Source organism: Exiguobacterium sp. Helios (assembly GCF_014524545.1).
Lineage (GTDB): Bacteria > Bacillota > Bacilli > Exiguobacteriales > Exiguobacteriaceae > Exiguobacterium_A.
Map to the genome: position 1 here is coordinate 2,445,226 of NZ_CP053557.1, position 23,164 is coordinate 2,468,389.

Below are 23,164 nucleotides of genomic sequence, written 5' to 3' on the forward strand. Positions count from 1 at the left end.
CCCTTTAAGCTGCGATTGCCAGACCGATTGAAGTTCACGATTTGAATTATAGCGAGTATCAAAAAGATACACAAGGATAAATTTCGAATTTTAATATATTTTCTCGAAGAAAACGCTCTACAGGTTGCTGTAGAGCGATTCTTCATTATTATTTTATTTTAACTCCAGTTGTTTTTGTTCGTTTCCGCTTGCCTCGATATGTGCACCAACCAGATGAACGAGATCGACGACACGACATGAGTATCCCCACTCATTGTCATACCAAGCGAGGACTTTGACCTGTCGTCCCCCCATGACCATCGTCGACAGACCGTCGACGACTGTTGACTTCTCTTCTCCGTTGAAGTCGATCGAAACGAGTGGTTCCATCGTCAGACCGAGTATTCCGTCGAGCGCTCCGTCCGCTGCCTTCACGAATGCCTCATTGACTTCAGCGACTGTCGTATCGCGGCTGACTTCCACCACCAGATCGACCAGTGAGACGTTTGGTGTCGGAACACGGAGTGCCAGTCCGTTGAGTTTTCCTTCGAGGTGCGGTAAAACGAGTGAAATCGCTTTGGCTGCTCCGGTCGAAGTCGGAATGATCGATGATCCGCAAGCCCGTGCCCGTCGTAAATCCTTATGCGGATTATCGATATTATTTTGATCATTCGTAAAGGCATGAATCGTCGTCACAAGACCCGATTCAATCCCGAACGCCCGGTCGATGACTTGAACGACAGGTGCGAGACAGTTCGTCGTGCACGAAGCGTTCGAGACGATCGCATCCGTCTCGTGATCATACATCTCGTCATTGACCCCCATGACGATCGTACGTAAATCCCCTTTGGCTGGCGCCGTGATGACGACTTTTTTAGCTCCGGCCGTCAAATGTTTTTCAGCACCTGTTTTTGAATTAAACTTCCCGGTTGCCTCAACGACGATATCGATGCCCAGTTGCCCCCACGGCAACTGTTCCGGGTCGCGCTCGCTGACGATTTGAATTTGTCGTCCATTCACCATCAATGCCCCATCAATGATGTCGACTGGATAAGCAAATTTCCCGTGAACCGTGTCATATTTGATGAGATGTGCCAATGTTTCCACCGGATAACTTGCATTAATGGCGACAACCTCACTTTTCCCCTCAGCGATTAGACGCCGGAATACCATTCGACCAATTCGACCAAAACCGTTAACTGCCACCTTGACTCCCATTTTCGGATCCCCCTTCAATGTGACGGATGATGCTCCGTTTACAGATAGAACTATATCATGAAATGTAAGCGATTTCATTACGTAATCTAAAAAAAGTGAGAGAAGTTGGTAACTTTCTCCCACTTTGATTACGAAAACACTTTTCCAGGCAGAAAACCGATCTAAACGGTTTTCCTTTATGCGGAACGAATCGTTTTTAGCCAGTCATCGATTTGCCGGTATAATGCTTCTCGTGTACTTTCATTAGTCAGAACGTAGTCTGCCAAACGTTTTTTCTGCTCGATATCGAGTTGCGCATCCATTCTGGCTTGCGCCTCTTCTGCTGTTAGATGATTCCGCTCCATCAAACGTTGCTTTTGTAATTTAGCAGGGCAATAGACCACTACGACTTGATCGACAAGTTGTTTCCAGTCTCCTTCTAGCAGTAATGGAATATCAAAAACGATGATGGATTGTCCGGCCTGTTCGTTTTGAGACGCCATTTCTAACATCTGTTGCCGAATTTTCGGATGCATCAGTTCATTCAGGATGATCCGCTTTTCATTATCGTGAAAAATGATATCCCCGAGTTTTGAACGAACGAGTTCCCCTTCTGAAAAGGCTGTCGGAAAAGCGGCTTTGACTTCCTCATAAGCCAACCCGCCCGGTTCGATGACTTGACGGGCGACAAGATCCGCATCGATGACGACGACACCCTGTTGTTGTAGATAGGCAGAGACCGTACTTTTTCCGGTTGCAATTCCTCCGGTCAGTCCGATTCTCATAAAGCCACCTGTTGGCATGTCGGACAGAAGTGCGTCCCTCGTCCACCTACTTTGATTTTCTCGATTGCTGTCCCGCACCTCGGACAAGGTGAACCGGTTTGTCCGTACACAGCAAGCTGTAATTGGAATTCACCTTTTCCGGTCGGAGACACATAACTCCGAATCGTGCTCCCGCCGCCTTCAACGGCTTTCCCTAACACATCCACACCGGCAACATGAATCCGTGAGATGTCATCTAACGTCAAAGCCCCTGATTTCGTTAACGGATGGACCCGGGCAGCAAACAACGTCTCATCGACATAAATGTTCCCCAGTCCTAAAAAAATCGATTGATCGAGTAGCGCGGTTTTAATCGGGCTCCGCTTTTTCCGGATCAGGTTTTCAGCCAGGACTTCTGCCGTAAACGTCGGATCAAACGGTTCCCGTTCGAGTTGGGCCAGTGGCGGGACCGACATCGCGGTCTCTTTCTCGCGCAGCTCCATCGTGCCGAATTTCCGGACATCGTTGTAATGCAGTTCCGAACCGTCTGTAAAGCGGAAGATGACATGTGTATGCTTATCCTTCTCAATCGCCTGCGGATAAGGGAAATACTTCCCTTCCATCCGCAAATGACTGACGAGATAAAATCTTTCAAACGTAAACAGTAAAAATTTCCCCCGACGCTCGACCCGTTCGATTCGCTCTTGCTTCAATGCATCAACGAACGGTGCGACTTCCATTCCCCGAATCATCTTCGGATGAAATACTTTGACGGAAGAAATCGTTTTTCCGGAGACCGTCCGTTCCAAGCTTCGTCTGACGGTCTCGACTTCAGGTAATTCAGGCAACTTACTTCCTCCTCTGACCACTTCTTATTTGGTTTCGTACCATGAATGACCGGCATCACCATCAACACGTAATGGTACAGACAAGTGAACCGTCTGTTCCATCGCTTGTTTGACTAGCGTCTTGAGCGCATCCAGCTCTTCATCCGGCGCTTCAAAAATCAATTCATCGTGCACTTGCAGTAACAGACGAGCCTGCAACGGAGATGCTTCCAGGGCGGCATGGACATCGAGCATGGCTTTTTTGATGATATCGGCTGCTGAACCTTGGATCGGCGTGTTAATCGCCGTCCGTTCCGCAAAACCGCGCAAATTAAAGTTTTTCGAATTGATGTCAGGAATATTCCGGCGGCGATTCATCAGCGTTTCGACAAAACCGTTCATCCGTGCTTTCTCAATCGCTGCATCCATGAACAACTTGATTTGCGGGAACAATTCGAAATAACGGTCGATGAAGTCTTGCGCCTCTTTACGTGAAATATTCAAGTTCTGCGACAAACCGTAATCACTGATTCCGTAAATGATTCCAAAGTTGACGGCTTTCGCCTGACGACGCATATTGCCTGTGACGTCATTCGGTGCGACACCAAAGACACTGCTCGCTGTCTGCGTGTGAATATCGGCATCATCCAAGAACGCTTGGACAAGTGTTTTGTCTTCCGACATATGAGCCATGACCCGCAATTCGATTTGGGAATAGTCGGCGGCGTACAAGGACCAGCCTGATTCACTCGGCACAAACGCTTTTCGGATTTTTCGTCCTTCTTCGATCCGGACCGGAATGTTTTGTAAGTTCGGATTAACGGAGCTGAGACGTCCTGTCTGAGCAATCGTTTGAGCAAATCGGGTATGAATTTTTCCGTCTTCCTTGATGACCTTCTGTAAGCCTTCGACATACGTCGATTGCAGTTTTTGCAATTCGCGGTACAACATGATGTGGTCGATGACCGGATGTAGCGGACGAAGTTTTTCTAGTACGTCGGCCGCTGTTGAATAACCGGTCTTCGTTTTCTTGAAGGCAGGTAATTCAAGTTTTTCGAACAGGATGACGCCGAGCTGTTTCGGCGAATTGATATTGAACTCTTCCCCGACTTCCCCGTAAATCAATTGTTCCAAATCGTGTAGACGTCCTCCCAAATCGGTTTGCATCTCCTGAAGTGTTGCCACGTCGACGCGAATTCCGGTCCATTCCATTTCAGCCAATACGCCGGATAATGGACGTTCCAGTGTCTCATATAACTCAAACTGTTGGTTTGCCTTCAGTTCTTCTTTGACTTTCGGGAATAACAGTTCAATCATGCGGGCTTTTTCCGCCAAGTAAGGATGCAACACCTCGTCTGCCGGAGTAAGACGTTTTGCGCCTTTTCCTAAGACAGACTCTTCATTCGGTGCCATCAGCATATAATGTCCGGCAATCGACGCCAGGGTCGTTCCTCCGCTCAAGTTTAATAAATAACCGGCGAGCAACAAGTCATCGAATGCCGTTAATTTCAGCCCGTGTTTACGTAAAGCGAACGCGACCTGCTTCGCATCGAGGCAAATTTTTTGATGTTCTGATTCAATCCAATCACGGAAGGCCGGATCATGGACAAGTTCCAAGGACGCGACATAAATTTGATTCGGTGTCGCGATACCAAATCCAATGATCTCTTCTTCCATGTAATCTTCACGCAGTTGTTCAACGACCAACACAGCATCTGTAACATCTGTCGGGAAAGAAGTAATCGTTTGGACGTTTAACTGTTCTTTATCCGCTTCTTCAACGACGGGAGCAAACCGGTTCGTTAAGGATTTAAAGCCAAGTGATTGGAACAATGAATACGGTACTTGTGTATCGACGTCACTGATCTGTAAGTCATCGAGTGTGACATCAAGCGGAACGTCCAGCTTGATTGTCGCGAGTTCTTTTGACAACCGTGCCAATTCTTCATTCGCGATGACTTTTTCTTTTTGTTTCCCTTTTAAGTCTTCGACATGTTCGTACAGACCTTCGACTGATCCATAAGCAGAAATCAATTTGACGGCTGTTTTTTCACCGATTCCCGGAACTCCTGGAATATTATCGGATTTATCGCCCATCAAACCTTTCAGATCAATCATCTGAATCGGCTTTAATCCGCCGTAAGTTTCAGCAAATAATTCTTCTGTCATACACAGAACGTCTGTGATACCACGCTTCGTAATCAACACTTCGACCTGATCCGTCACGAGTTGAAGTAAATCCTTATCTCCCGTCACGATTCGGATGCGATCAGCCGGCATCGTTTGTGCCAATGTCCCAATCAAGTCATCCGCTTCGTAGCGGTGAAGTTCCATCATTTGAATGCCTAACGCTTCACAGATGTCCCGGACAATCGGAAACTGTTCCCGGAGCTCTGAAGGCGTCTTTTCACGACTGCCTTTATATTCTTGGTACACGTCATGCCGGAACGTTTCGCTTGATGCATCAAATGCGACGAGCATGTGTGTCGGTTGTTCCTCTTCAAGTAATTTCAACAACATCATCGTAAAACCGTAAGCTGCATTCGTATTGCGTCCTTGCGCATCCGTCATCGGTGGTAACGCAAAAAAAGCTCGATACGTCAGTGAATTTCCATCAATCAATAAAAGTTTGTTTTCCATCATCTACGCCCCTTTGGAAGATTTTCTGTTCTTATTGTATCACTCTACACACATTTGTTCGCTAAAAAAGCAGACAAAAAAAGACGACCGGCTAAATAGCCAGTCGCCACTGCGTGTCCCGACATGGGAGCTGAACCAGTCGAGGCACAGATGATGAAGAAGGTACTTTAAGCATACGATTATTCTGTAAAGGAAATATGAACCCTCATCCCTTTTTTGGTAAACGTATCGTAAAGGTCGTCCCGACATTTTCCTCGGATTCAACCTCGATTGTCCCATGATGAAGATCAATGATATGTTTCACAATTGCCAGACCAAGACCGGTCCCGCCCGAATTTCGACTCCGCGCCTTATCCACGCGGTAAAACCGTTCAAAAATCCGTTGCATCTCTTTTGGATGAATCCCGATTCCATCATCCTTGATTCGGAGCATGACGGCTTCTTCCCCGTCCTCTAGACTGACCCAGACATTACCGCCGTTCGGCGTATAGTTCAAGGCATTCGCGACAAGATTGACGACGACTTGCTTTAAACGATTTAAATCCGCCCGGATAAATACTTCTTCTTCTGTCTCGAGATGAATCGTCATCTGCTTTTCCGTTGCTTTTCGTTGTAACAGTGTTTCAGTTTCACGGAGTAAACTCGTAACGTCGACAATCGTCGTCTCCAGCTGATAATTGTCCTGTTCGAGACGCGACAGTTCAAGTAAATCTTCGACCAGCGTCTGCATCCGCTCTGATTCATCGTGGATGATGTTCAGGAACTGCTCCCTGATTTCCGGTACGTCTTGTGCTCCATCGAGCAGTGTCTCCGCAAATCCTTTGATGGAAGTCAACGGTGTCTTCAGCTCATGACTGACGTTTGCAACGAAGTCTTTACGCATCTGTTCGAGCTTTTTGATTTCTGTAATATCGTTAAAAACGACCGTCGTCCCTTGGACACGTCCATTTTTCCCGAAAATCGGTGCTGCACTGACCATAAAGGTCCGACTGTTTAAACCAAACCGGACACTTGATTGTTTCCGGTTTGGTTTTTCCGTCAAGTAGACATCTTCAATCACTTGACTCATCTTTTCATTTGGTAAGACCCGGTAATACAATTGTCCATTTGATTGACCATAGATATTGAACATTTCCCGGTACGTTCGATTGACAAGCAAGACATAGCCTTTTTCATCAATCAACATCAAGCCGGCACCCATGTATTCAATCAGTGACTCAAGTCGCGCCCGTTGCATCGCTTCGCCGGAAGACGCATTCTCTAGGTTCCGGGCCAACAGATTAATGGATTTCCCGAGATCTCTCGATTCATCCGGTGCCGTCAATTCGTAGACACGTGATTTATAGTTCCCGTGTGACAACTCGTATAAGACTTCTGTCGCTTCCGCAATCGGTCGTAAAAAACGTTTTGTCGAACTGTAGACAGCGAAGAAAATAATACAAAGCGAAGTCAGAAGAGATAAGATGATGACGGTCCAAATCCGCGAATAAATCATGTTCAAATCTTTTGTATAGCGGATGAAACTGATGTAGACTTCCCCACCGTCAGCCGTCAGGACGGGTTTCGTATATTGAAGACTCGTTTCATAGACTTTCGATTCGAATGTGCCATCGTTTGGGATGGCAGAAAAATTAATGGCCCTAACGTTTAGCTTCGTGACATCGACCGGGGTTCCGGCAATGATTTCCCCGCGACCGTTAAATAAAATCATGTCGAAATTCGATTCAGCATACATCTTATCGACGTAGGCTGCCATATCCGGCACTGTCCGCTCCCGTAAAATGGACTCCACAAGTGAAGTTTCATCCACTAATTTTTCTTTTTCATTATTGATATAAAAATCTTTAAATGATTGTCCAAGCAAAAAGCCCAGTGCGATTAAGACCAGGCTGATGAAAGACAACATTTTCAGAATGAATCGTTTGCGGTATTTACTCATTCCGCTTTCGGCTCCTCCATTTTGTAACCTAATCCGCGAATCGTTTTAATGTAGATCGGCTTTTTCGTATTCGGTTCAATTTTTTCTCGAACATGACTGATGTGCACATCAACGATTCGCGTATCCCCAACGAAGTCATAATTCCAGATGGCGGATAACAATTGGTCCCGCGTCAAAACACGTCCTTTGTTTTTTGCGAGATATACTAACAGCTCAAATTCCTTTGGTGTCAATTCGAGTCGCTCTTCCGCCTTGAATGCTTCGTAGTTATCCGGTACGATTTTGACGTCTCCAATCAGGATCGTTCCATCCGTCACTTCTTCCGCGACATTCTGCTGGTTCATTCGGCGCAGGATGGCTTTAACACGGGCGACGACTTCACGCGGACTGAACGGCTTCGTCAAATAATCATCTGCTCCGAGTTCCAGTCCGAGCACTTTGTCAAACTCATCATCTTTTGCCGTCAGCATTAAAATCGGGGTATTGATTTTTTGTTGGCGTAGTCGCTTGCAGACTTCCAGTCCATCCAGTTCCGGTAACATGAGATCCAGGACAATTAACGCTGCATCTTGTTTCTCCGCTAACTTCAACCCTGTCATTCCATCATGGGCCGTTTCAACAACAAAACCGGCTTGCTCTAAATTAAATTTTAAAAGTGTGGCAATCGAGAGTTCATCATCAACAACGATTATTTTATCTTTCAAGACAGTTAGCCTCCTCAGCACATTTCATCTTTGAATGAGGAATTCCGTGGAATCCGCTTCTTCTGTCTTCATCTTAACGACTTTCGCTACTAAACCACAAATCTTTCTGGTCTTTCTTTACATAATCTTTAAGGTCGGACACTTTCTTCCAGTAGTTTCCCGTGTTGAAATGACGGAATTGGGGAAACAGTTACATATCGTGATTATGTGGAGGAATGAAAATGGAATGGAATCACCCGTTGTTTGCAGCAATTACGGCCTGGTTTATCGCACAAGCCGCCAAACTCGTCACCGGTTTAATCAAAACGAAAAAATTTGACCTTGAAATCATGTTTGCTTCAGGCGGCATGCCGAGTTCACATAGTTCGACTGTCGTCGCACTGGCTGTCGTGATTGGTTTTCAAGAAGGCTTTAGTTCTTCCCTGTTCGCACTTGCCGCCATTTTCGCTGTCATCATCATGTACGATGCGACCGGCGTTCGCCAAGCCGTCGGGTTACAGGCTAAGCTGTTAAATGATTATTTCAAAGGAATCCGGCACAAGACACCTCTGCTCAATGAACTGGTCGGACACACCGAGTTTCAGGTCTTCGTGGGTCTTCTGCTTGGTCTTGCCGTAGGTTTCCTTTGGCCCGTCTTGTTCTTTTAATCATGACGCCCACACGGTACATCAGATATAATTTTCCACACAAAAGACCGCTTCGGATGTCAGAAGCGGTCTTTATGCTGGTTGCGTTATGGTTTTAAGATGACTTTAATGCACCCGTCCTCATGATCGTTAAACGTTTGGTAGGCATGGGCTGCCTGTTCCAAATCAATTTTGTGCGTAATGATATCGGTTGGATCAAACTCCTGATTGATGATTTTTTGGAACAATTCGGGCATCAGATGAACGACCGGAGCCTGTCCCATCTTTAGCGTGATGTTCCGCGTAAAGAAATCTCCGAGCGGGAATTGATTGTATTTTTTGGCATAGACACCTGTCAATTGGACCGTTCCAAATTTCCGAACAGCATCTTTCGCGATATTGATGGCACTCAACGTTCCACCTTGCAAACCGATTTTTTGTTCCACTTTTTCAACAGCCGACATCTTACCGTCCAGTCCGACACAATCAATGACGACATCTGCGCCGCCCTGAGTCAGTTCCTTCAGATATTGACCGGTCTCTTTGTGATCCTGCAAATTGACCGTTTCGACGCGGTTCGTCATCTTGGCATGATTTAACCGGTATACTTGCTGATCAACGGCAATGACCCGTTTTGCTCCTTGCATCCAGGCAAATTTCTGTGTCATCAATCCGACCGGCCCCGATCCGAGAATGACGACCGTATCCCCTTTTTTAACGCCGGCATTCAAAACACTCCAGTAAGCTGTCGGAATGACATCGGACAGGAACAGTAAGGCTTCATCTTCAAGTTCACAAGACTCCGGAACAACGAGTGGCATGAAGTTTCCAAACGGGACTTTTAAGTACTCTGCCTGACCGCCCGGATGTCCTCCGAATTCTTCCGTAAATCCGAAGTATCCGCCTGTATCGACGTGCGGATTCCCGTTCGAATTGTCGCATTGACTCTCCATATCATGTTCACAAAAGAAACAATGTCCACACGCGACGTTGAACGGCAGGACAACTCGGTCTCCGCGCTTGACCTTCGTTACATCCGGACCAACTTCTTCAACGATTCCCATCGGCTCATGTCCAATGACATAATCTTTTTTTGCCGGCATATTTCCTTGATAGATGTGCAAATCTGACCCACAGATGGCAGTTGACGTAATTTTGACGATGATATCATCGTTTTTCTCAATCGACGGATCCTGAACATCTTTCACTTCGACATTTTTTGTACCTTGATACGTAACGGCGCGCATGAAATTTCCCCCTTTAAAGTTTTAAAAAACAGGTATACTGTAAAGGTTTACCCTAAAAAACAGGCATTCATGTTACATGTTTCTTACAAAAAGAGGATTTTTTAATCCAATACAAAAAGACACCCAATCTTTTGATTGGATGCCTTGTTTACTAAAATTGAAGTCAGAGCATTTCCAACACAGAACGGACCGTTGAAACGGATTGATCCAGCCCTTGCTTTTCTTCTGACGTCAAGTCCAACTCCAGTACCCGTTCCACGCCGTTCCCACCAAGAATGATCGGAACACCGAGATACAAGTCCTCATACCCGTATTCTCCTTCGAGATAGGCAATCGCCGGCAAAATTCGACGCTGATCTTTTAGAATTGCTTCCACCATCTCGACGATGGCAGCTGCCGGTGCGTAATAGGCCGAACCGTTCCCGAGTAACTGAACGATTTCACCGCCGCCTTTGCGTGTCCGTTCGACGATGGCAGCTAATCGTTCCGGTGTCAGCAGTTTCTCCAGCGGAATTCCGCCCGCGTAGGAATAACGTAACAACGGTACCATATCGTCGCCATGCCCACCGAGCACGAATCCGGAGATATCCTTAACGGAGACATTGAGTTCCATTGCGACGAACGTCCGGAAACGCGCCGTATCGAGCACACCGGACTGACCGATGACGCGTTCTTTCGGAAAACCGGATGCTTGAAAGACGGTATACGTCATCGCATCGACAGGGTTCGTCAACACGATGATGATCGATTCCGGTGCATGGGTCACGATTTCTTTCGTGACGGCTTTCATGACGTTTGCATTCGTGCTGACAAGATCTTCACGACTCATCCCCGGTTTTCTGGCAATCCCCGCCGTAATGACGACGATGTCAGAACCTTGAATGTCTTGATAATCAGATGTCCCGTTGATCCAGGCATCAAAACCTTGAATCGGTCCTGTTTCCTGCATATCAAGTGCTTTTCCTTTGGTCGCGTTTTCCTGTTGCGGCATATCAACGAGCACGATATCCCCTAACTCTTTTTGAGCGAGGTACAGTGCTGTTGTTGCCCCTGTGAATCCGCTCCCGATGACCGAAATCTTTTTTCGTCGATTCATTGCCCCGTCCCCCTATTCAAGATTACATATTCTTGATGAGTTCATCTGCGAATTCAGAACATTTCACTTCTGTCGCACCATCCATGAGACGTGCGAAGTCATATGTGACGACTTTATTTTCAATTGATTTTTCCATTGATTGAATGATCAAGTCTGCAACTTCATTCCATCCAAGGTGACGGAACATCATTTCTCCTGAAAGAATGACAGAAGATGGATTTACCTTATCAAGTCCCGCATATTTCGGTGCTGTACCGTGAGTCGCCTCGAAGATCGCGTGACCTGTCATGTAGTTGATGTTAGCACCAGGTGCAATCCCGATTCCGCCGACTTGTGCTGCAAGCGCATCAGAAATGTAATCACCATTCAAGTTCATCGTTGCAACGACATCGAATTCTTTTGGACGCGTCAAGATTTGTTGTAAGAAGATATCAGCAATCGAATCTTTGACGATCAACTTGCCCGCTGCTTCTGCTTCAGATTGTGCTTTGTTCGCTGCATCAGCGCCTTCTTCATCCTTGATGCGGTCATACTGGTTCCATGTGAAGACGTGTTCTGCATATTCACGTTCTGCGAGTTCATAACCCCAGTTTTTGAATGCACCTTCTGTGAACTTCATGATGTTCCCTTTGTGAACGAGCGTCAATGAAGCACGTTTGTTTTCGAGTGCATATTCAATCGCTGCACGGACAAGACGTTCTGTTCCTTCTTTTGAGATCGGTTTGATCCCGAGACCAGACGTTTCAGGGAAACGGATTTTGTTGACACCCATCTCTGTTTGCAGGAAGTTAAGTAATTTTTGTGCTTCTTCGCTGCCTGACGCATATTCGATCCCAGCGTAGATATCTTCTGTGTTTTCGCGGAAGATGACCATGTCTGTATCTTCTGGGCGTTTAACCGGTGAAGGAACACCTGTGAAGTAACGGACCGGGCGAAGACATGTATATAAATCAAGTTCTTGACGAAGCGCAACGTTTAACGAACGGATTCCGCCGCCGACTGGTGTCGTGAGTGGTCCTTTGATCGCGATGATGTGTTCGCGGATCAGGTCAAGTGTTTCTTCTGGAAGCCAGTTGCCTGTTTTGTTGAATGCTTTTTCTCCAGCGTACACTTCTTTCCATTCAATCTTTTTTTCACCGTTGTATGCTTTTTCGACAGCAGCATCAAAGACACGAACTGCAGCATTCCAGATATCAGGTCCAGTGCCATCACCGATGATGAACGGAATGATTGGAGCGTTTGGTACGTTAAGTGTGCCGTTTGTTACCGTGATGTTTTCGCCTTGAATTGTAGCCATTTGTAAAATCCCCCTTGAATATGATTGATGTCATCAAAAAGCAGGAGAGGATTTCTCCTCTCCGTCTTTTTTAACGTTCGTTCATGGACACGTATGTCCGGTGTGTTTCACCAATATAATCGGCGCGTGGACGAATGAGGCGGTTGTCACTATACTGCTCTAAAATGTGCGCTAACCAACCTGACATACGACTGACGGCAAAGATTGGCGTAAACAATTCCGTATCAAGTCCAAGTGCATGGTATGTGGAAGCGGAATAGAAATCGACGTTGGGTTTCAATCCTTTTTCCGATTGGACGATTTGGTCAATCTTGACTGACATCTCGTACCATTTCGGTTCTCCGATTTGAGCTGTCAATTGACGGCTCATCTCCTGGAGGTGCTTCGCACGCGGGTCGCCGTCTTTGTAGACACGGTGACCGAAGCCCATGATTTTTTCCTTGTTCTTAAGTTTATTATGAACATACTCGTCAACCTTTTCAACTGAATCAATTTCAAGCAACATGTTCATGACCGCTTCGTTCGCTCCACCGTGAAGCGGACCTTTCAAAGCACCCATGGCAGCTGTGACGCCTGAATAGACATCTGACAGGGTTGCAACACAGACACGTGCTGTAAATGTTGAAGCGTTCAGTTCGTGATCGGCATGCAAGACGAGTGCTTGGTTAAAGGCTTTTTCTGCTACTTCTGTCGGTTCTTCGCCTGTCAGCATGTAGAGGAAGTTTGCCGCATAAGAAAGACCTGCTTTCGGTGCAACCGGCTCTTGACCTTTTTTGATTCGTGCATACGCTGTTACGAGTGTCGCAATCTGCGCCTGGAGTTTGATGGCTTTAGCGTAATTCGCCTCTGTCGACATATCTTCAGCCGATTCATCATATAATGCGAGTTGTGATAAAGCCGTGCGAATGGCTGACATCGCGTTGGCGGTTTTCGGCGCCACTTTTAATGTCTCGAGAACTGCTGGTGCGACCGTTGCTTCAGCAATCAAAGCTTCTGACAGTTGCTTCAGTTCGTCTTCTTTTGGTAAGCGGTCATTCCAAAGTAAAAAGACCACTTCTTCAAATGAGGCGTGCTCCGCCAAATCATCAATTGTATACCCACCATACGTCAACTGACCATCAATGATCGAACTGATCTTCGATGCTGTCGCGACGATTCCTTCTAAACCTTTTGTTTGTGTCATACAAAAATCCCCCTTTTTTTCCCCCAGAAATTTAAAACGCTTTCATTTCCGTATTGAAAAAAAGACGTCTACGCAAGAGTCGTTCCCCACTCTGAACCGTTTGCTCTTGAATAGACCATCTTGTTTCTGTTCTTAGTATAAACAAATTTAACCAAAAAGTGAACGAACTTGCATACTATTATCAAAAAATTAATTCAGTTCACTATTGTTACATAATTTAACCACTGATTGTTTTAACGATGATATCCCACATCCCGATGACAAGAGCTGCAATTCCTGCTCCGATCAAAGGACCAACCGGTACACCGCGGAACAGTCCGACTGCAAGAATCGTTCCGGCAAGCAGTGCTGTCGTGACGAGTGGATCTTCCTTCATCAGACCAACGCCGTGGGCTGCAATGATTGCTACAAAAATCCCTGCTAAAAATGAAATGATCCCGATATGTCCCCGGATACTGTTCAGTAATTCTCTAAATCCGATGTCTCCCGTTGCAATCGGTACTAAAATCGCCGCCGTGATCAACGTGACCCCCCATGTGATGCCTTTCACCTGTAACGACGGGAACAGGCGACCGTCGAGCCCGATTGCTTTGATGATGAGTAAAAATGCGGCCGCAATGATCAACGATTTATTTTGAGCGATGACACCAATCAACACGAGACCAATCAAAAAAAGATAGGCTTCCATGTTCAAACCCCCGATTTGAAAAAACGGACATGGCTTTCGCCACATCCGTTTCATTGATTATGCGTTGTACAATTTACCTGTTAAAGGATCGATTGAAATACGTTGACCATCCGTGAAGATTGTCATGGCATTTTCAACACCGACGATAACCGGTTTACCGAGTGAAGGACCAACGATTCCAGCATGGCTTGTCAATCCGCCGTCTACTGTGACCATTGCTGCAGCCATCTCGATTGCAGGCATCATATCGCGATCCGTTGAGTTCGTGATCAGAATCATACCTGGTTTTGCTTTTGCGTTTGCTTCTTCAGCTGTATGAGCGATGACGACTTCGCCAACGACACCACGTTCACCGATTCCGCGACCGTTTGTGATCTCTTTACCGACGATATGGATTTTCAACATGTTTGTCGTACCTGCCGTAAGAGCCGGGATACCTGCAGAGATGACGACGAGGTCACCGTCTGTAACGAATCCTGCTTCTTTTGCTGTATCAGCAGCAAGTGTCAACATGTCATCCGTGTTGTCTGACAAATGATCGACAACGATCGGGTAAACACCCCAAACGATATTGAGTTGACGTGCAACACGCGCGCTCGGTGTAACGGCAACGATGTTTGGCTCTGGACGGTATTTTGAAATCCGGGCAGCTGTGTAACCAGACTGAGTCGGTGTCAAGATTGCTTTAGCGTCCAGGTTGATCGCTGTATGCGTAACTGCTTGAGCGATTGCATCCGTCACAGTGTGCTCACTGCGTGTTTGACGATCTTTCAAGAGCATTTTGTAGTCAAGCATTTTTTCTGTGCGCTTCGCAATCGTATGCATCATTTGAACAGACTCAATTGGGTAGTCCCCGGCTGCTGTTTCACCTGAAAGCATGATCGCATCTGTTCCATCAAGAATCGCGTTTGCGACGTCTGATGCTTCGGCACGTGTCGGACGTGGGAAACGTTGCATCGAGTCAAGCATTTGCGTTGCTGTGATGACCGGTTTACCGTAGTCATTACAAATTTTGATGAGATCTTTTTGTGTTGGTGTAACTTCTTCCGTCGGAATCTCGATTCCAAGATCACCACGTGCGACCATCAAACCGTCTGAAATCGCGATGATTTCTTCGATGTTGTCGACACCTTCTTGGTTTTCAATTTTCGGGAAGATTTTGATATGACTTGCATTGTGTTTTTCGAGCAATTGACGAATCGCAACGACATCAGATGCGCGACGAACGAATGAAGCAGCAATCAAATCGATGTCGCTTTTGATTCCGAACTCGATGTCTGCGATATCTTTGTCTGTCAAAGCAGGTAAGTTAACTTTTACGTTTGGTAAGTTAACGCCTTTTTTCGTTTTGATGATTCCTTCGTTTTCGATGTCACAAAGGAGTTCACGGTTTTCGAGTTTTTCTGCGACACGAAGTCCGATTAATCCGTCATCTAACATGATCATCGAACCGACCTCGACATCATCATATAAACCATCGTACGTGACAGAGAACTTGTCTGCTGTTCCGACGATTTCGTTCGCGTCACCACTGACGACGATGACTTGTTTGCCGCGTACGAGAAGAGCTTTGCCTTCTTCAAATGTATGCGTACGGATTTCAGGACCTTTTGTATCTAAAAGAATCGTAACTAATTTATTTGCTTCTTCTGCTGCACGGCGGATGTCCGTAATACGGGCACCATGTTCTTCATAGTCACCGTGTGAGAAGTTCAAACGAGCGACGTTCATACCCGCTTCAATCATTTCTGGAAGACGTTTTTCTGACGCCGGTCCAATCGTACATACAATTTTAGTTCTGCGCATATTCCATAAACCTCCTACAATGTTTGGCTGTTCAATCACAATGCCAATAAAACCTATTCTACTCCGACTGATATCGGTCGATCTTAAATTGATAGTTGTTTTGACAACTCTAAGATTCCAAGATCCAGTTCGTGTTTGTTTTCGTCCAATGCCTCATCGATATCAAGATCAATCATCTTGCCACCGCGTACCCCAACGACACGTCCTTGCTTACCTTCAAGCAAGATGTCGATTGCATAAGCACCCATCCGGCTTGCCAATACACGGTCAGCAGCTGTCGGCGCACCACCGCGTTGAACATGACCTAATACTGTGACACGTGTATCAAGTCCTGTTTCTTTGGCGATCTCGTCTCCCACATCCTGCGCGCGTCCGGCACCTTCTGCCACGATGACGATCGAGTGTTTTTTACCACGATTGACACCGCTTTGAATCCGGTTTAGGACTTCTTTTAAATCTTCTGGTCGCTCTGGGACCAGGATTGATTCCGCTCCGCCGGCTAATCCAGCATAAAGAGCGATATCCCCTGCGTCGCGTCCCATGACTTCGATGACATACGTCCGCTCATGCGACGACGCTGTATCACGAATCTTATCGATCGCTTCCAGTGCCGTGTTGAGTGCTGTATCGAAACCAATCGTGTAATCCGTACCTGGAATATCGTTATCGATCGTTCCAGGGAGACCGATTGTCGGGAAACCAAGTCCCGTCAATTTTTGGGCACCACGATAAGACCCGTCACCACCAACGACAACGAGTGCATCAATTTCGAATTTCTTCAGATTGACGACAGCTTTCGCACGTCCTTCTTCTGTCCGGAACTCTGGGCAACGTGCAGAACGAAGGAATGTTCCGCCTCGTTGAATGATGTCACCGACTGAACCAAGGTTCAATTGGACGAGATCTCCGTTAATCAGACCTTGATATCCGTTATAGACGCCAAATACTTCCAGTCCATGAAAAATCGCCTTACGTGTTACAGCACGCACTGCAGCGTTCATGCCAGGTGCGTCGCCTCCACTTGTTAAAACAGCAATCCGTTTCAAACTCACGTTAATCACCTCTCCATTAATCTTAGTCTAAAATAGCACGTAGTTTTGTTGTTTTACAACAGGGCAGACTGCATAAACTTTCTACAGCAGTTTGTTCATCCTATCACGAAATAAGGAATGCCAATCATGATAGCGATTACATGCAGGTTATGTGCCAATTTGGTGATATTTTTCTGTGCGCTTCTCGATTAACTGCTCTGGTGTCAAACGGGTCAGTTGGGCAAGTCTTTGTTCTAGAACAGATTTTACTTTGTCGGCCTGTAATGAAACATCTAAATGCGCTCCACCGATGACTTCCGGGATGATTCCATCCGCGATTCCAAGTCGAAGTAAGTCCGGCGCCGTAATTTGCATTGACTCTGCCGCTTTTTCAGCAAGACTCGCATCTTTCCAAAGAAGGGCAGCTGCACCTTCAGGTGAAATGACGGAATACGTAGAGTTCTCTAACATCAACAACTGATCACAGACACCGATTCCAAGTGCTCCACCTGATCCGCCTTCACCGATGACGATAGAAATAATCGGGACCGGCATTCCGGCCATTTCAAAGAGATTCTTCGCGATTGCTTCGCTTTGTCCCCGTTCTTCCGCTGCCCGGCCGGGATACGCGCCTTTCGTATCAATGAACGTGATGATCGGACGATTGAACTTCACCGCTTGTTGCATCAATCGTAAAGCTTTTCGATAGCCTTCAGGATGCGGCATACCGAAATTCCGGCGGATATTTTCTTTCGTATCTTTTCCTCGCTGATGACCAATGATTGTCACGGCTTGACCATTCAGCATCGCAATTCCTCCGACGATTGCTGCATCATCGTAACCGTGCCGGTCACCATGTAATTCAATGAAATCGTCACAGATCAGACGAACATAATCAAGTGTCGTCGGACGCTCCGGATGCCGTGCCAGTTGGACACGGTTCCACGCTTTCATATTCCCGTAAATATCGAGTTCTAATCGACGTAGCCGTTCTTCCAATAAATTCAGCTCTTCTTTAAAATCGAGCCCTTGTGTCTCTGCCATATCGTGCAGTTCTAATATTTTTTCGCGCAATGCGATTACTGGTTGATCAAATGGTTGCATGATTGGTTCCCTCCGAGTGCATCATCAGAATACGTGTGTAGTAGGTTTTCAAGTCGTGTCGCGATACGACATCGTCGAGTTGTCCCGCCTGCAATAAAAACTCTGACGTTTGGAAGTCTTCCGGTAATTTTTCACGAATCGTCTGTTCAATGATCCGGCGACCGGCAAAGCCGATCAAGGCACCGGGTTCTGCAATATTAAAATCACCTAACATGGCAAAACTGGCTGACACGCCACCTGTCGTCGGGTGTGTCATACATGAAACGTACAATAATCCGGCATCCGAATGTTGTTTCAGGAATAAGCTCGATTTCGCCATCTGCATCAGGCTGACCATTCCCTCTTGCATCCGTGCTCCACCGGAAGCCGAAAAGATCGTTACAGGCAACCGTTCTTTCGTTGCATAACGGATGGCTTCTGCAATCGCAGCTCCGACTGCCGCTCCCATTGAGCCCATCCGAAAACGTGCATCCATGACACAGGCTACAAGCGGATATCCATTCACTTGACCAACACCGCAGACAATCGCTTCTTCAAGTCCTGTCCGTACTTGATCTCCTTTCAGCTTTTCCGGATAATCCTGAAAATCGAGTGGATCTGCCTTCACTGCCGGTAAATCGAAATACGTAATCGTTCCCGCATCAAACAATTGTTCAAATCGTTCGGTAGCAGTTAACGGATGATGGTAGCCACAGACACAGACTTTTAAATTGGCTTCGAGTTGTTTCGTATATTGAATCAGTTTGCACTTCGGACATTTCGTCATTAAACCAACCGGTACATCGACCCGTTGTTCTTTTGATGTCAAAGTGACAAATTTTTTAGGTTTTCGAAAAAATGCTTGCACGTTAGTTCCCCCTTGTGGTTCCTACGAGCGTTTTAGAAAAGCTTCCCGTTCCGCTCGCGTATAGAGCTCCCCTTGACCAAAACTTTGATAGAAGGCATTCACTTGCCGCCAAATCCGCTCAAACAAATCGTTATCGATTGTAGCGATCAGCGTTTCCCGAAAAGCCGCATCGGAATCGACGTGCACTTCTAGAATGGACGCGTCTGCGAGTTGAACAAATGCTGCTTGTTCAAGCAAACGAAGTGTTCCTGCCAGATCTTCAAACTTTGAATCGCCGGTCACTAAAAATTGTGCGATGATTTGAATATAGGTATGGTCATCACGGTTTAAAAGAAAACTACCTCCGCCGTGCCTCGTCTCGATGATTCCGAGATAAGCTAACGTCCGAAGTGCTTCCCGGACAGACGGACGACTAATCGACAGTCGTTCTGCCAATTCACGTTCTGATGGAATTCGATCTCCCGGCACAAAACCATCCTGTTCGATCATCGTTTTGATTGCTGAAATATTCATTTCAAAAGCATTCCGCTTTTTCTCCATTTGTACAGCACCACCTTCCTGACGCATGCGTCATTTCCTTATTCCGGCGGTCATTGGTCAGACCAATCACCCCTTATTATAACAAATCTTATTACCTACTACTAGTTCGAACGAGGGACATTTTTCAAGATGATATTCGTTTCCCCGAATCGAATCCGGAGTTGCGCCATCAATTCTTCTTCCTGTTGGATGGCATACATTCCCGGCAGTGATTTGGTCTCATTCGTATCGGCATAACGAACGACGACCGGAATATCCCCGGGGACGGTCTCGAGCATCCGCTCAAGAACCGCGAGATCATTTTTGGACGGTAGTTTGACGAATAACACATCTTGCCCTAAAGGACGTAACCGCTCCAGGACGAATTGCCGGTTCCCTTCGCGTTCCTGCACCTTCACTTCAATCAACAAGACGTTTCCGATATACAACGAACGTTTAAACGCTGCATACTGTTGCGGAAAAACGACAACTTCTTCCGTCGAATACCCATCAACGGCATGCATGACCGCCATCGTTTGGGCGCGTTTTGTCTTAAATTCACGGATTTGCTCAATATAACAGACCAGGTAATTGGTTTGATTGCCTTCAAGGGAAACCGTTTGAAAATGCGTCGTTTCAACCGGCGGCTTCATCGCGGTCATCAATGGGGAATAGGTCAACCAAAATCCGAGTGATTCACGCTCAAGGCGTGCCCAATCCGTTGCTGTCCGGTTCGTTTGTGCCGTTGTCTTTCTTCGCCCGAGACTTGCGAGTTCATCCGGAAGAAGTGTATTCGAAGCCATCGTAAAGTAGTCAAGGACTTCCTGTTCCGCTAGCCCACGGTCTCCATGAGTTGCCCGATCGAGCGCTCCGCTGTATAACAAAAGTTCAATCTTAGCCCGTTCTTTTTTCCCCCAACCAACTGCTGACAATAATTGTGTAATCGTTTGCGAGGTTTTGGCCGCTTCCCGTAACGTCTGAAAATCTTTTTCCGTGATTCCCCGAAGTGTTTGAACGCCGAGCCGGATTCCTTTACCTTCTAATGTCGAACGGTAATCCGACATCCAAATATCAGGCGGCAGTACCGGAAGACGTTTTTCCCGCATGACACGCACGAGACGTTCCGGTTGATCGATCGATACCAATGAAAAGATTTGTGGATAATGGGCCTTCATGTATCCGAGGGCATAACTGATTTTCGTATACGCCACGGCATGACTACGGTTAAATCCGTATCCGGCAAACCGTTCAATTTGATCGTACAACGTTTCGGCGACCGTTAAATCAAAACCGTTTTGCAGCGCCCCTTCAATAAATCGTTGTTTTTCCGCCTCTACAGACTGACTGCTTTTTTTCGAGATTGCCCGCCGTAATAAATCAGCTTGCGCCAAGGTGAATCCGGCGACCCGGCGTGTAATCTCCATAATTTGTTCTTGGTAGACGATGACGCCGTACGTCGCGGTTAAAATCTCTTCTAAAATCGGATGGACCATTTGATAGGGTTGACCGGCTTTTCGTTTCGCATAGATATCGATGAATTTCATCGGTCCCGGACGGAACAGTGACATCGTCGCGACCAGATCCTCGAACTGATTGGGCTTGACCTCCCGTAACGTCTGTTTCATTCCGGCCGACTCAAATTGGAAGATGTGATCCGTCTCCCCTTTGGCGAACAATCGTAACGTCGCTTTGTCCTCGTCCGGTATCCGTTCCACCAAGAAATCGGGGTACGTATGTTGAATCAATTGTTCCATCTGCCGCAGTCGTGTTAAATTCCGTAACCCCAATAAGTCAATCTTCAGCAATCCTTGTTGTTCGATGGCCTTCATTAGATATTGTGTAACGAACCGTCCGCTGGCATTCAAATCAACCGGTGTCGTCTCGATCAACTCATCTGATGCGATGATGACACCGGCAGCATGAATGGAACGTTGGCGTGGTAATCCTTCAATTGCTTGAGCAAGCTGCAGTAATTGGCGTCGTTTTTCACTGCCCGAGAACCAGCGGTAAATGGAAGCCTGTTGTTCAAGGCCTTGTAATGTCGTCACTTTTCCCAACTGTTTCGCTGCCGCATCTGTTTCATCTTTAGAAAACTCCAACACCCGTGCAACATCGCGTAATGCTGCTTTCGCTCCAAGAGTCGATAACGTTCCGATCTGACCGACATGTTGCTTCCCGTACCGTTCGACCAGGTACTCAAGCACTTCTTCCCGCCGCTCATCTTCGATATCAATATCGATATCGGGCATCGAGATCCGCTCCGGATTTAAGAACCGTTCAAATAACAACCCGTATTTCAGTGGGTCTACCGTCGTAATCCCGAGAGCATAACTGACGAGCGACCCTGCGGCCGAGCCCCGTCCCGGTCCTACACGGATGCCTTTTACCTTCGCATGGCGCACTAAATCTTCGACGATCAGAAAGTAATCAGCAAATCCCGTTTTTTCAATGACTTCCAGTTCATACTGCAACCGTTTTGTCGCTTCTTCCTCGACATGTCCATGTGCGAGCAAGCCATCATGCGCCAAACGGTTCAATGCATGATTTGAATCATCCGATACTTGCGGGAGAGGACGTGATTGAAACGGCAACGTCAATGTTTCCTGCGACTCTCCCCATTGTTTCAGCAACCGCAGTTCCCGATCAGTATACTGCTCGTGCAACTCCTCCATTAGTTTAAAGTGAGCCGTTCGACTGACTTTTTGATCAGCGAACGTCGACCCTTCGTCAATCGCACGCAAAGCTTGAAACGCTTCCGCCTCTTCCCGAAACAGATAACGAACAGGATCGATGGGAATCGTTTCGATTCCGAGCGCATTTGCCGCTTGACGGTACTGTTCCCTGCTGTCGCGCTCAACGGTCGACCGGACCGCCTTGACGCCGAGAAAAATCTTCGCTTTGTGCGCTGATCCCATCCAGTGGGCGATGAGACGCCGTAAACGCGAGTCATCTTCCGGTGCTTGGCGTTTTGGTTCCAGGACAGCAATCAATTGTGAATAGTCTTCAACAGGCATCTCACTGGCAAGCCGGTAGAGTGCTTTTAGTCCATGACTCGTCTTCGCATACCACAAAATCGTGAGTTCATCCGGTTCTATGACTTGTTCTAGTCCGATGATCGGAGTCAGTTCCCGTTGCGCACAACCTGCCATGAACGCCGGCACGCCGGTCAAGGACGTTTCACAGATGGCTGCAGCTGAAAAGCCGCGTCGTTTGACCTCATCCAGATAACGATCCATCCGAATCGTACTTTGCAAAGGACTGTATGCTGTACGGACATTTAGTTGGATCATTCTTTTTCCTCCATTCTCATCTGCTTTTATTCCTTCCATAAATGAAACGTTTTCAGAAGTTTCATATCTATGCGTTTCTGAGTCTCGCCATCCCCATCATTTTTCGCTACAATAAAAAGAGAACATCATGACTTGCACGGAAGGAGAGTTTGCCATGATTTTAAACCGTAGCCAAATTGCCCGCGAAAAAGTAGAACAACTGAAATTAGGGGTAACCGCATTTACCGAGACTGAAGAAATCGCTGAAAAAATCCGGAAGTCCGTTAAAGAACTTGAATTAAACGTCATTGAAGATCACACAGAACGGGGAACTTGGTTCATCCCTCAAGAAGAGGCTTCCACTCATTGATGCTAAAAAAAGCTGTTCGCCATGTATCCGA

Annotated in this window: 19 protein-coding genes; 2 read left to right on the forward strand and 17 right to left on the reverse strand. The window is 46.7% G+C overall.

Annotated elements, in window-relative coordinates:
- Nucleotides 1–153 precede the first annotated feature (153 nt).
- The 6 genes from HNY42_RS12760 to HNY42_RS12785 all read right to left on the reverse strand — a co-directional run bounded on the left by HNY42_RS12760 (nt 154) and on the right by HNY42_RS12785 (nt 8,050).
- Nucleotides 154–1,197: a glyceraldehyde-3-phosphate dehydrogenase gene (locus HNY42_RS12760; protein ID WP_114595263.1), complete on the reverse strand. Its 1,044-nt coding sequence runs from the start codon at nt 1,195–1,197 to the stop codon at nt 154–156.
- A 176-nt stretch (nt 1,198–1,373) separates the two neighbouring features.
- Nucleotides 1,374–1,961 (reverse strand): dephospho-CoA kinase, encoded by a 588-nt coding sequence (gene coaE, locus HNY42_RS12765; protein WP_131972398.1) that lies wholly within the window; start codon nt 1,959–1,961, stop codon nt 1,374–1,376.
- A complete protein-coding gene (gene mutM / locus HNY42_RS12770) occupies nt 1,958–2,788 on the reverse strand; it encodes a DNA-formamidopyrimidine glycosylase (protein WP_131502786.1) in 831 nt (276 codons plus the stop codon). The genes coaE and mutM overlap by 4 nt, the downstream gene beginning before the upstream one ends.
- A gap of 24 nt (nt 2,789–2,812) precedes the next feature.
- Nucleotides 2,813–5,410, reverse strand: a complete 2,598-nt coding sequence (gene polA / locus HNY42_RS12775; protein ID WP_188004591.1) for a DNA polymerase I — start codon at nt 5,408–5,410, stop codon at nt 2,813–2,815.
- Between the two features lie 202 nt (nt 5,411–5,612).
- The gene (gene pnpS, locus HNY42_RS12780; protein ID WP_131972397.1) at nt 5,613–7,346 is read right to left on the reverse strand and encodes a two-component system histidine kinase PnpS; all 1,734 of its coding nucleotides are present in this window, start codon (nt 7,344–7,346) and stop codon (nt 5,613–5,615) included.
- Complete coding sequence (locus HNY42_RS12785; RefSeq protein WP_131502789.1) at nt 7,343–8,050, reverse strand: response regulator transcription factor; 708 nt, start codon at nt 8,048–8,050, stop codon at nt 7,343–7,345. The genes pnpS and HNY42_RS12785 overlap by 4 nt, the downstream gene beginning before the upstream one ends.
- Nucleotides 8,051–8,265: 215 nt before the next feature.
- Here HNY42_RS12785 and HNY42_RS12790 point away from each other — a divergent pair, with 215 nt between their 5' ends.
- Entirely contained in the window at nt 8,266–8,697 is a 432-nt protein-coding gene (locus tag HNY42_RS12790; protein WP_370528941.1) for a divergent PAP2 family protein, read from the forward strand.
- Between the two features lie 86 nt (nt 8,698–8,783).
- On the opposite strand, the gene HNY42_RS12795 is transcribed toward HNY42_RS12790, so the two are convergent.
- The 11 genes from HNY42_RS12795 to dnaE form a co-directional block, all read right to left on the reverse strand.
- Nucleotides 8,784–9,923 carry a zinc-dependent alcohol dehydrogenase gene (locus tag HNY42_RS12795; protein WP_131502790.1) on the reverse strand — a complete coding sequence of 380 codons (1,140 nt, stop codon included), beginning with the start codon at nt 9,921–9,923 and terminating at the stop codon, nt 8,784–8,786.
- A 163-nt stretch (nt 9,924–10,086) separates the two neighbouring features.
- Nucleotides 10,087–11,019 carry a malate dehydrogenase gene (gene mdh / locus HNY42_RS12800; protein ID WP_188004592.1) on the reverse strand — a complete coding sequence of 311 codons (933 nt, stop codon included), beginning with the start codon at nt 11,017–11,019 and terminating at the stop codon, nt 10,087–10,089.
- Between the two features lie 22 nt (nt 11,020–11,041).
- Nucleotides 11,042–12,316, reverse strand: coding sequence for an NADP-dependent isocitrate dehydrogenase (gene icd, locus HNY42_RS12805; RefSeq protein ID WP_026827743.1), 1,275 nt, complete (start codon nt 12,314–12,316; stop codon nt 11,042–11,044).
- Nucleotides 12,317–12,386: 70 nt separating this feature from the next.
- Nucleotides 12,387–13,499, reverse strand: coding sequence for a citrate synthase (gene citZ, locus HNY42_RS12810; RefSeq protein ID WP_131502792.1), 1,113 nt, complete (start codon nt 13,497–13,499; stop codon nt 12,387–12,389).
- A gap of 217 nt (nt 13,500–13,716) precedes the next feature.
- Nucleotides 13,717–14,193: a DUF441 domain-containing protein gene (locus HNY42_RS12815; RefSeq protein ID WP_188005456.1), complete on the reverse strand. Its 477-nt coding sequence runs from the start codon at nt 14,191–14,193 to the stop codon at nt 13,717–13,719.
- Between the two features lie 51 nt (nt 14,194–14,244).
- Nucleotides 14,245–15,993 carry a pyruvate kinase gene (gene pyk / locus HNY42_RS12820; protein ID WP_131502794.1) on the reverse strand — a complete coding sequence of 583 codons (1,749 nt, stop codon included), beginning with the start codon at nt 15,991–15,993 and terminating at the stop codon, nt 14,245–14,247.
- An 83-nt stretch (nt 15,994–16,076) separates the two neighbouring features.
- Nucleotides 16,077–17,039: a 6-phosphofructokinase gene (pfkA, locus tag HNY42_RS12825; protein ID WP_256442161.1), complete on the reverse strand. Its 963-nt coding sequence runs from the start codon at nt 17,037–17,039 to the stop codon at nt 16,077–16,079.
- 153 nt (nt 17,040–17,192) lie between these two features.
- On the reverse strand, nt 17,193–18,128 hold the full coding sequence (locus tag HNY42_RS12830) for an acetyl-CoA carboxylase carboxyltransferase subunit alpha (protein ID WP_131502795.1): 936 nt from the start codon (nt 18,126–18,128) through the stop codon (nt 17,193–17,195).
- Complete coding sequence (gene accD, locus HNY42_RS12835; RefSeq protein WP_131972393.1) at nt 18,115–18,975, reverse strand: acetyl-CoA carboxylase, carboxyltransferase subunit beta; 861 nt, start codon at nt 18,973–18,975, stop codon at nt 18,115–18,117. Before accD ends, HNY42_RS12830 begins: the two co-directional genes overlap by 14 nt.
- Before the next feature lie 21 nt (nt 18,976–18,996).
- On the reverse strand, nt 18,997–19,542 hold the full coding sequence (locus HNY42_RS12840; protein WP_233494506.1) for a FadR/GntR family transcriptional regulator: 546 nt from the start codon (nt 19,540–19,542) through the stop codon (nt 18,997–18,999).
- A gap of 74 nt (nt 19,543–19,616) precedes the next feature.
- Nucleotides 19,617–22,784, reverse strand: coding sequence for a DNA polymerase III subunit alpha (gene dnaE, locus HNY42_RS12845; protein ID WP_188004593.1), 3,168 nt, complete (start codon nt 22,782–22,784; stop codon nt 19,617–19,619).
- A 154-nt stretch (nt 22,785–22,938) separates the two neighbouring features.
- On the opposite strand from dnaE, the gene HNY42_RS12850 reads away from it, so the two are divergent.
- On the forward strand, nt 22,939–23,133 hold the full coding sequence (locus tag HNY42_RS12850; RefSeq protein ID WP_114595250.1) for a YtzJ family protein: 195 nt from the start codon (nt 22,939–22,941) through the stop codon (nt 23,131–23,133).
- Nucleotides 23,134–23,164: the final 31 nt, after the last annotated feature.

What these genes read in the sequence shown, in the direction of transcription:
- HNY42_RS12760 (WP_114595263.1), bottom strand. Translation starts at nt 1,197, where the DNA reads ATGGGAGTCAAGGTGGCAGTTAACGGTTTTGGTCGAATTGGTCGAATG.
- coaE (WP_131972398.1), bottom strand. Translation starts at nt 1,961, where the DNA reads ATGAGAATCGGACTGACCGGAGGAATTGCAACCGGAAAAAGTACGGTC.
- polA (WP_188004591.1), bottom strand. Translation starts at nt 5,410, where the DNA reads ATGATGGAAAACAAACTTTTATTGATTGATGGAAATTCACTGACGTAT.
- pnpS (WP_131972397.1), bottom strand. Translation starts at nt 7,346, where the DNA reads ATGAGTAAATACCGCAAACGATTCATTCTGAAAATGTTGTCTTTCATC.
- HNY42_RS12790 (WP_370528941.1), top strand. Translation starts at nt 8,266, where the DNA reads ATGAAAATGGAATGGAATCACCCGTTGTTTGCAGCAATTACGGCCTGG.
- HNY42_RS12795 (WP_131502790.1), bottom strand. Translation starts at nt 9,923, where the DNA reads ATGCGCGCCGTTACGTATCAAGGTACAAAAAATGTCGAAGTGAAAGAT.
- mdh (WP_188004592.1), bottom strand. Translation starts at nt 11,019, where the DNA reads ATGAATCGACGAAAAAAGATTTCGGTCATCGGGAGCGGATTCACAGGG.
- icd (WP_026827743.1), bottom strand. Translation starts at nt 12,316, where the DNA reads ATGGCTACAATTCAAGGCGAAAACATCACGGTAACAAACGGCACACTT.
- citZ (WP_131502792.1), bottom strand. Translation starts at nt 13,499, where the DNA reads ATGACACAAACAAAAGGTTTAGAAGGAATCGTCGCGACAGCATCGAAG.
- pyk (WP_131502794.1), bottom strand. Translation starts at nt 15,993, where the DNA reads ATGCGCAGAACTAAAATTGTATGTACGATTGGACCGGCGTCAGAAAAA.
- HNY42_RS12830 (WP_131502795.1), bottom strand. Translation starts at nt 18,128, where the DNA reads ATGCAACCATTTGATCAACCAGTAATCGCATTGCGCGAAAAAATATTA.
- HNY42_RS12840 (WP_233494506.1), bottom strand. Translation starts at nt 19,542, where the DNA reads ATGCGTCAGGAAGGTGGTGCTGTACAAATGGAGAAAAAGCGGAATGCT.
- dnaE (WP_188004593.1), bottom strand. Translation starts at nt 22,784, where the DNA reads ATGATCCAACTAAATGTCCGTACAGCATACAGTCCTTTGCAAAGTACG.
- HNY42_RS12850 (WP_114595250.1), top strand. Translation starts at nt 22,939, where the DNA reads ATGATTTTAAACCGTAGCCAAATTGCCCGCGAAAAAGTAGAACAACTG.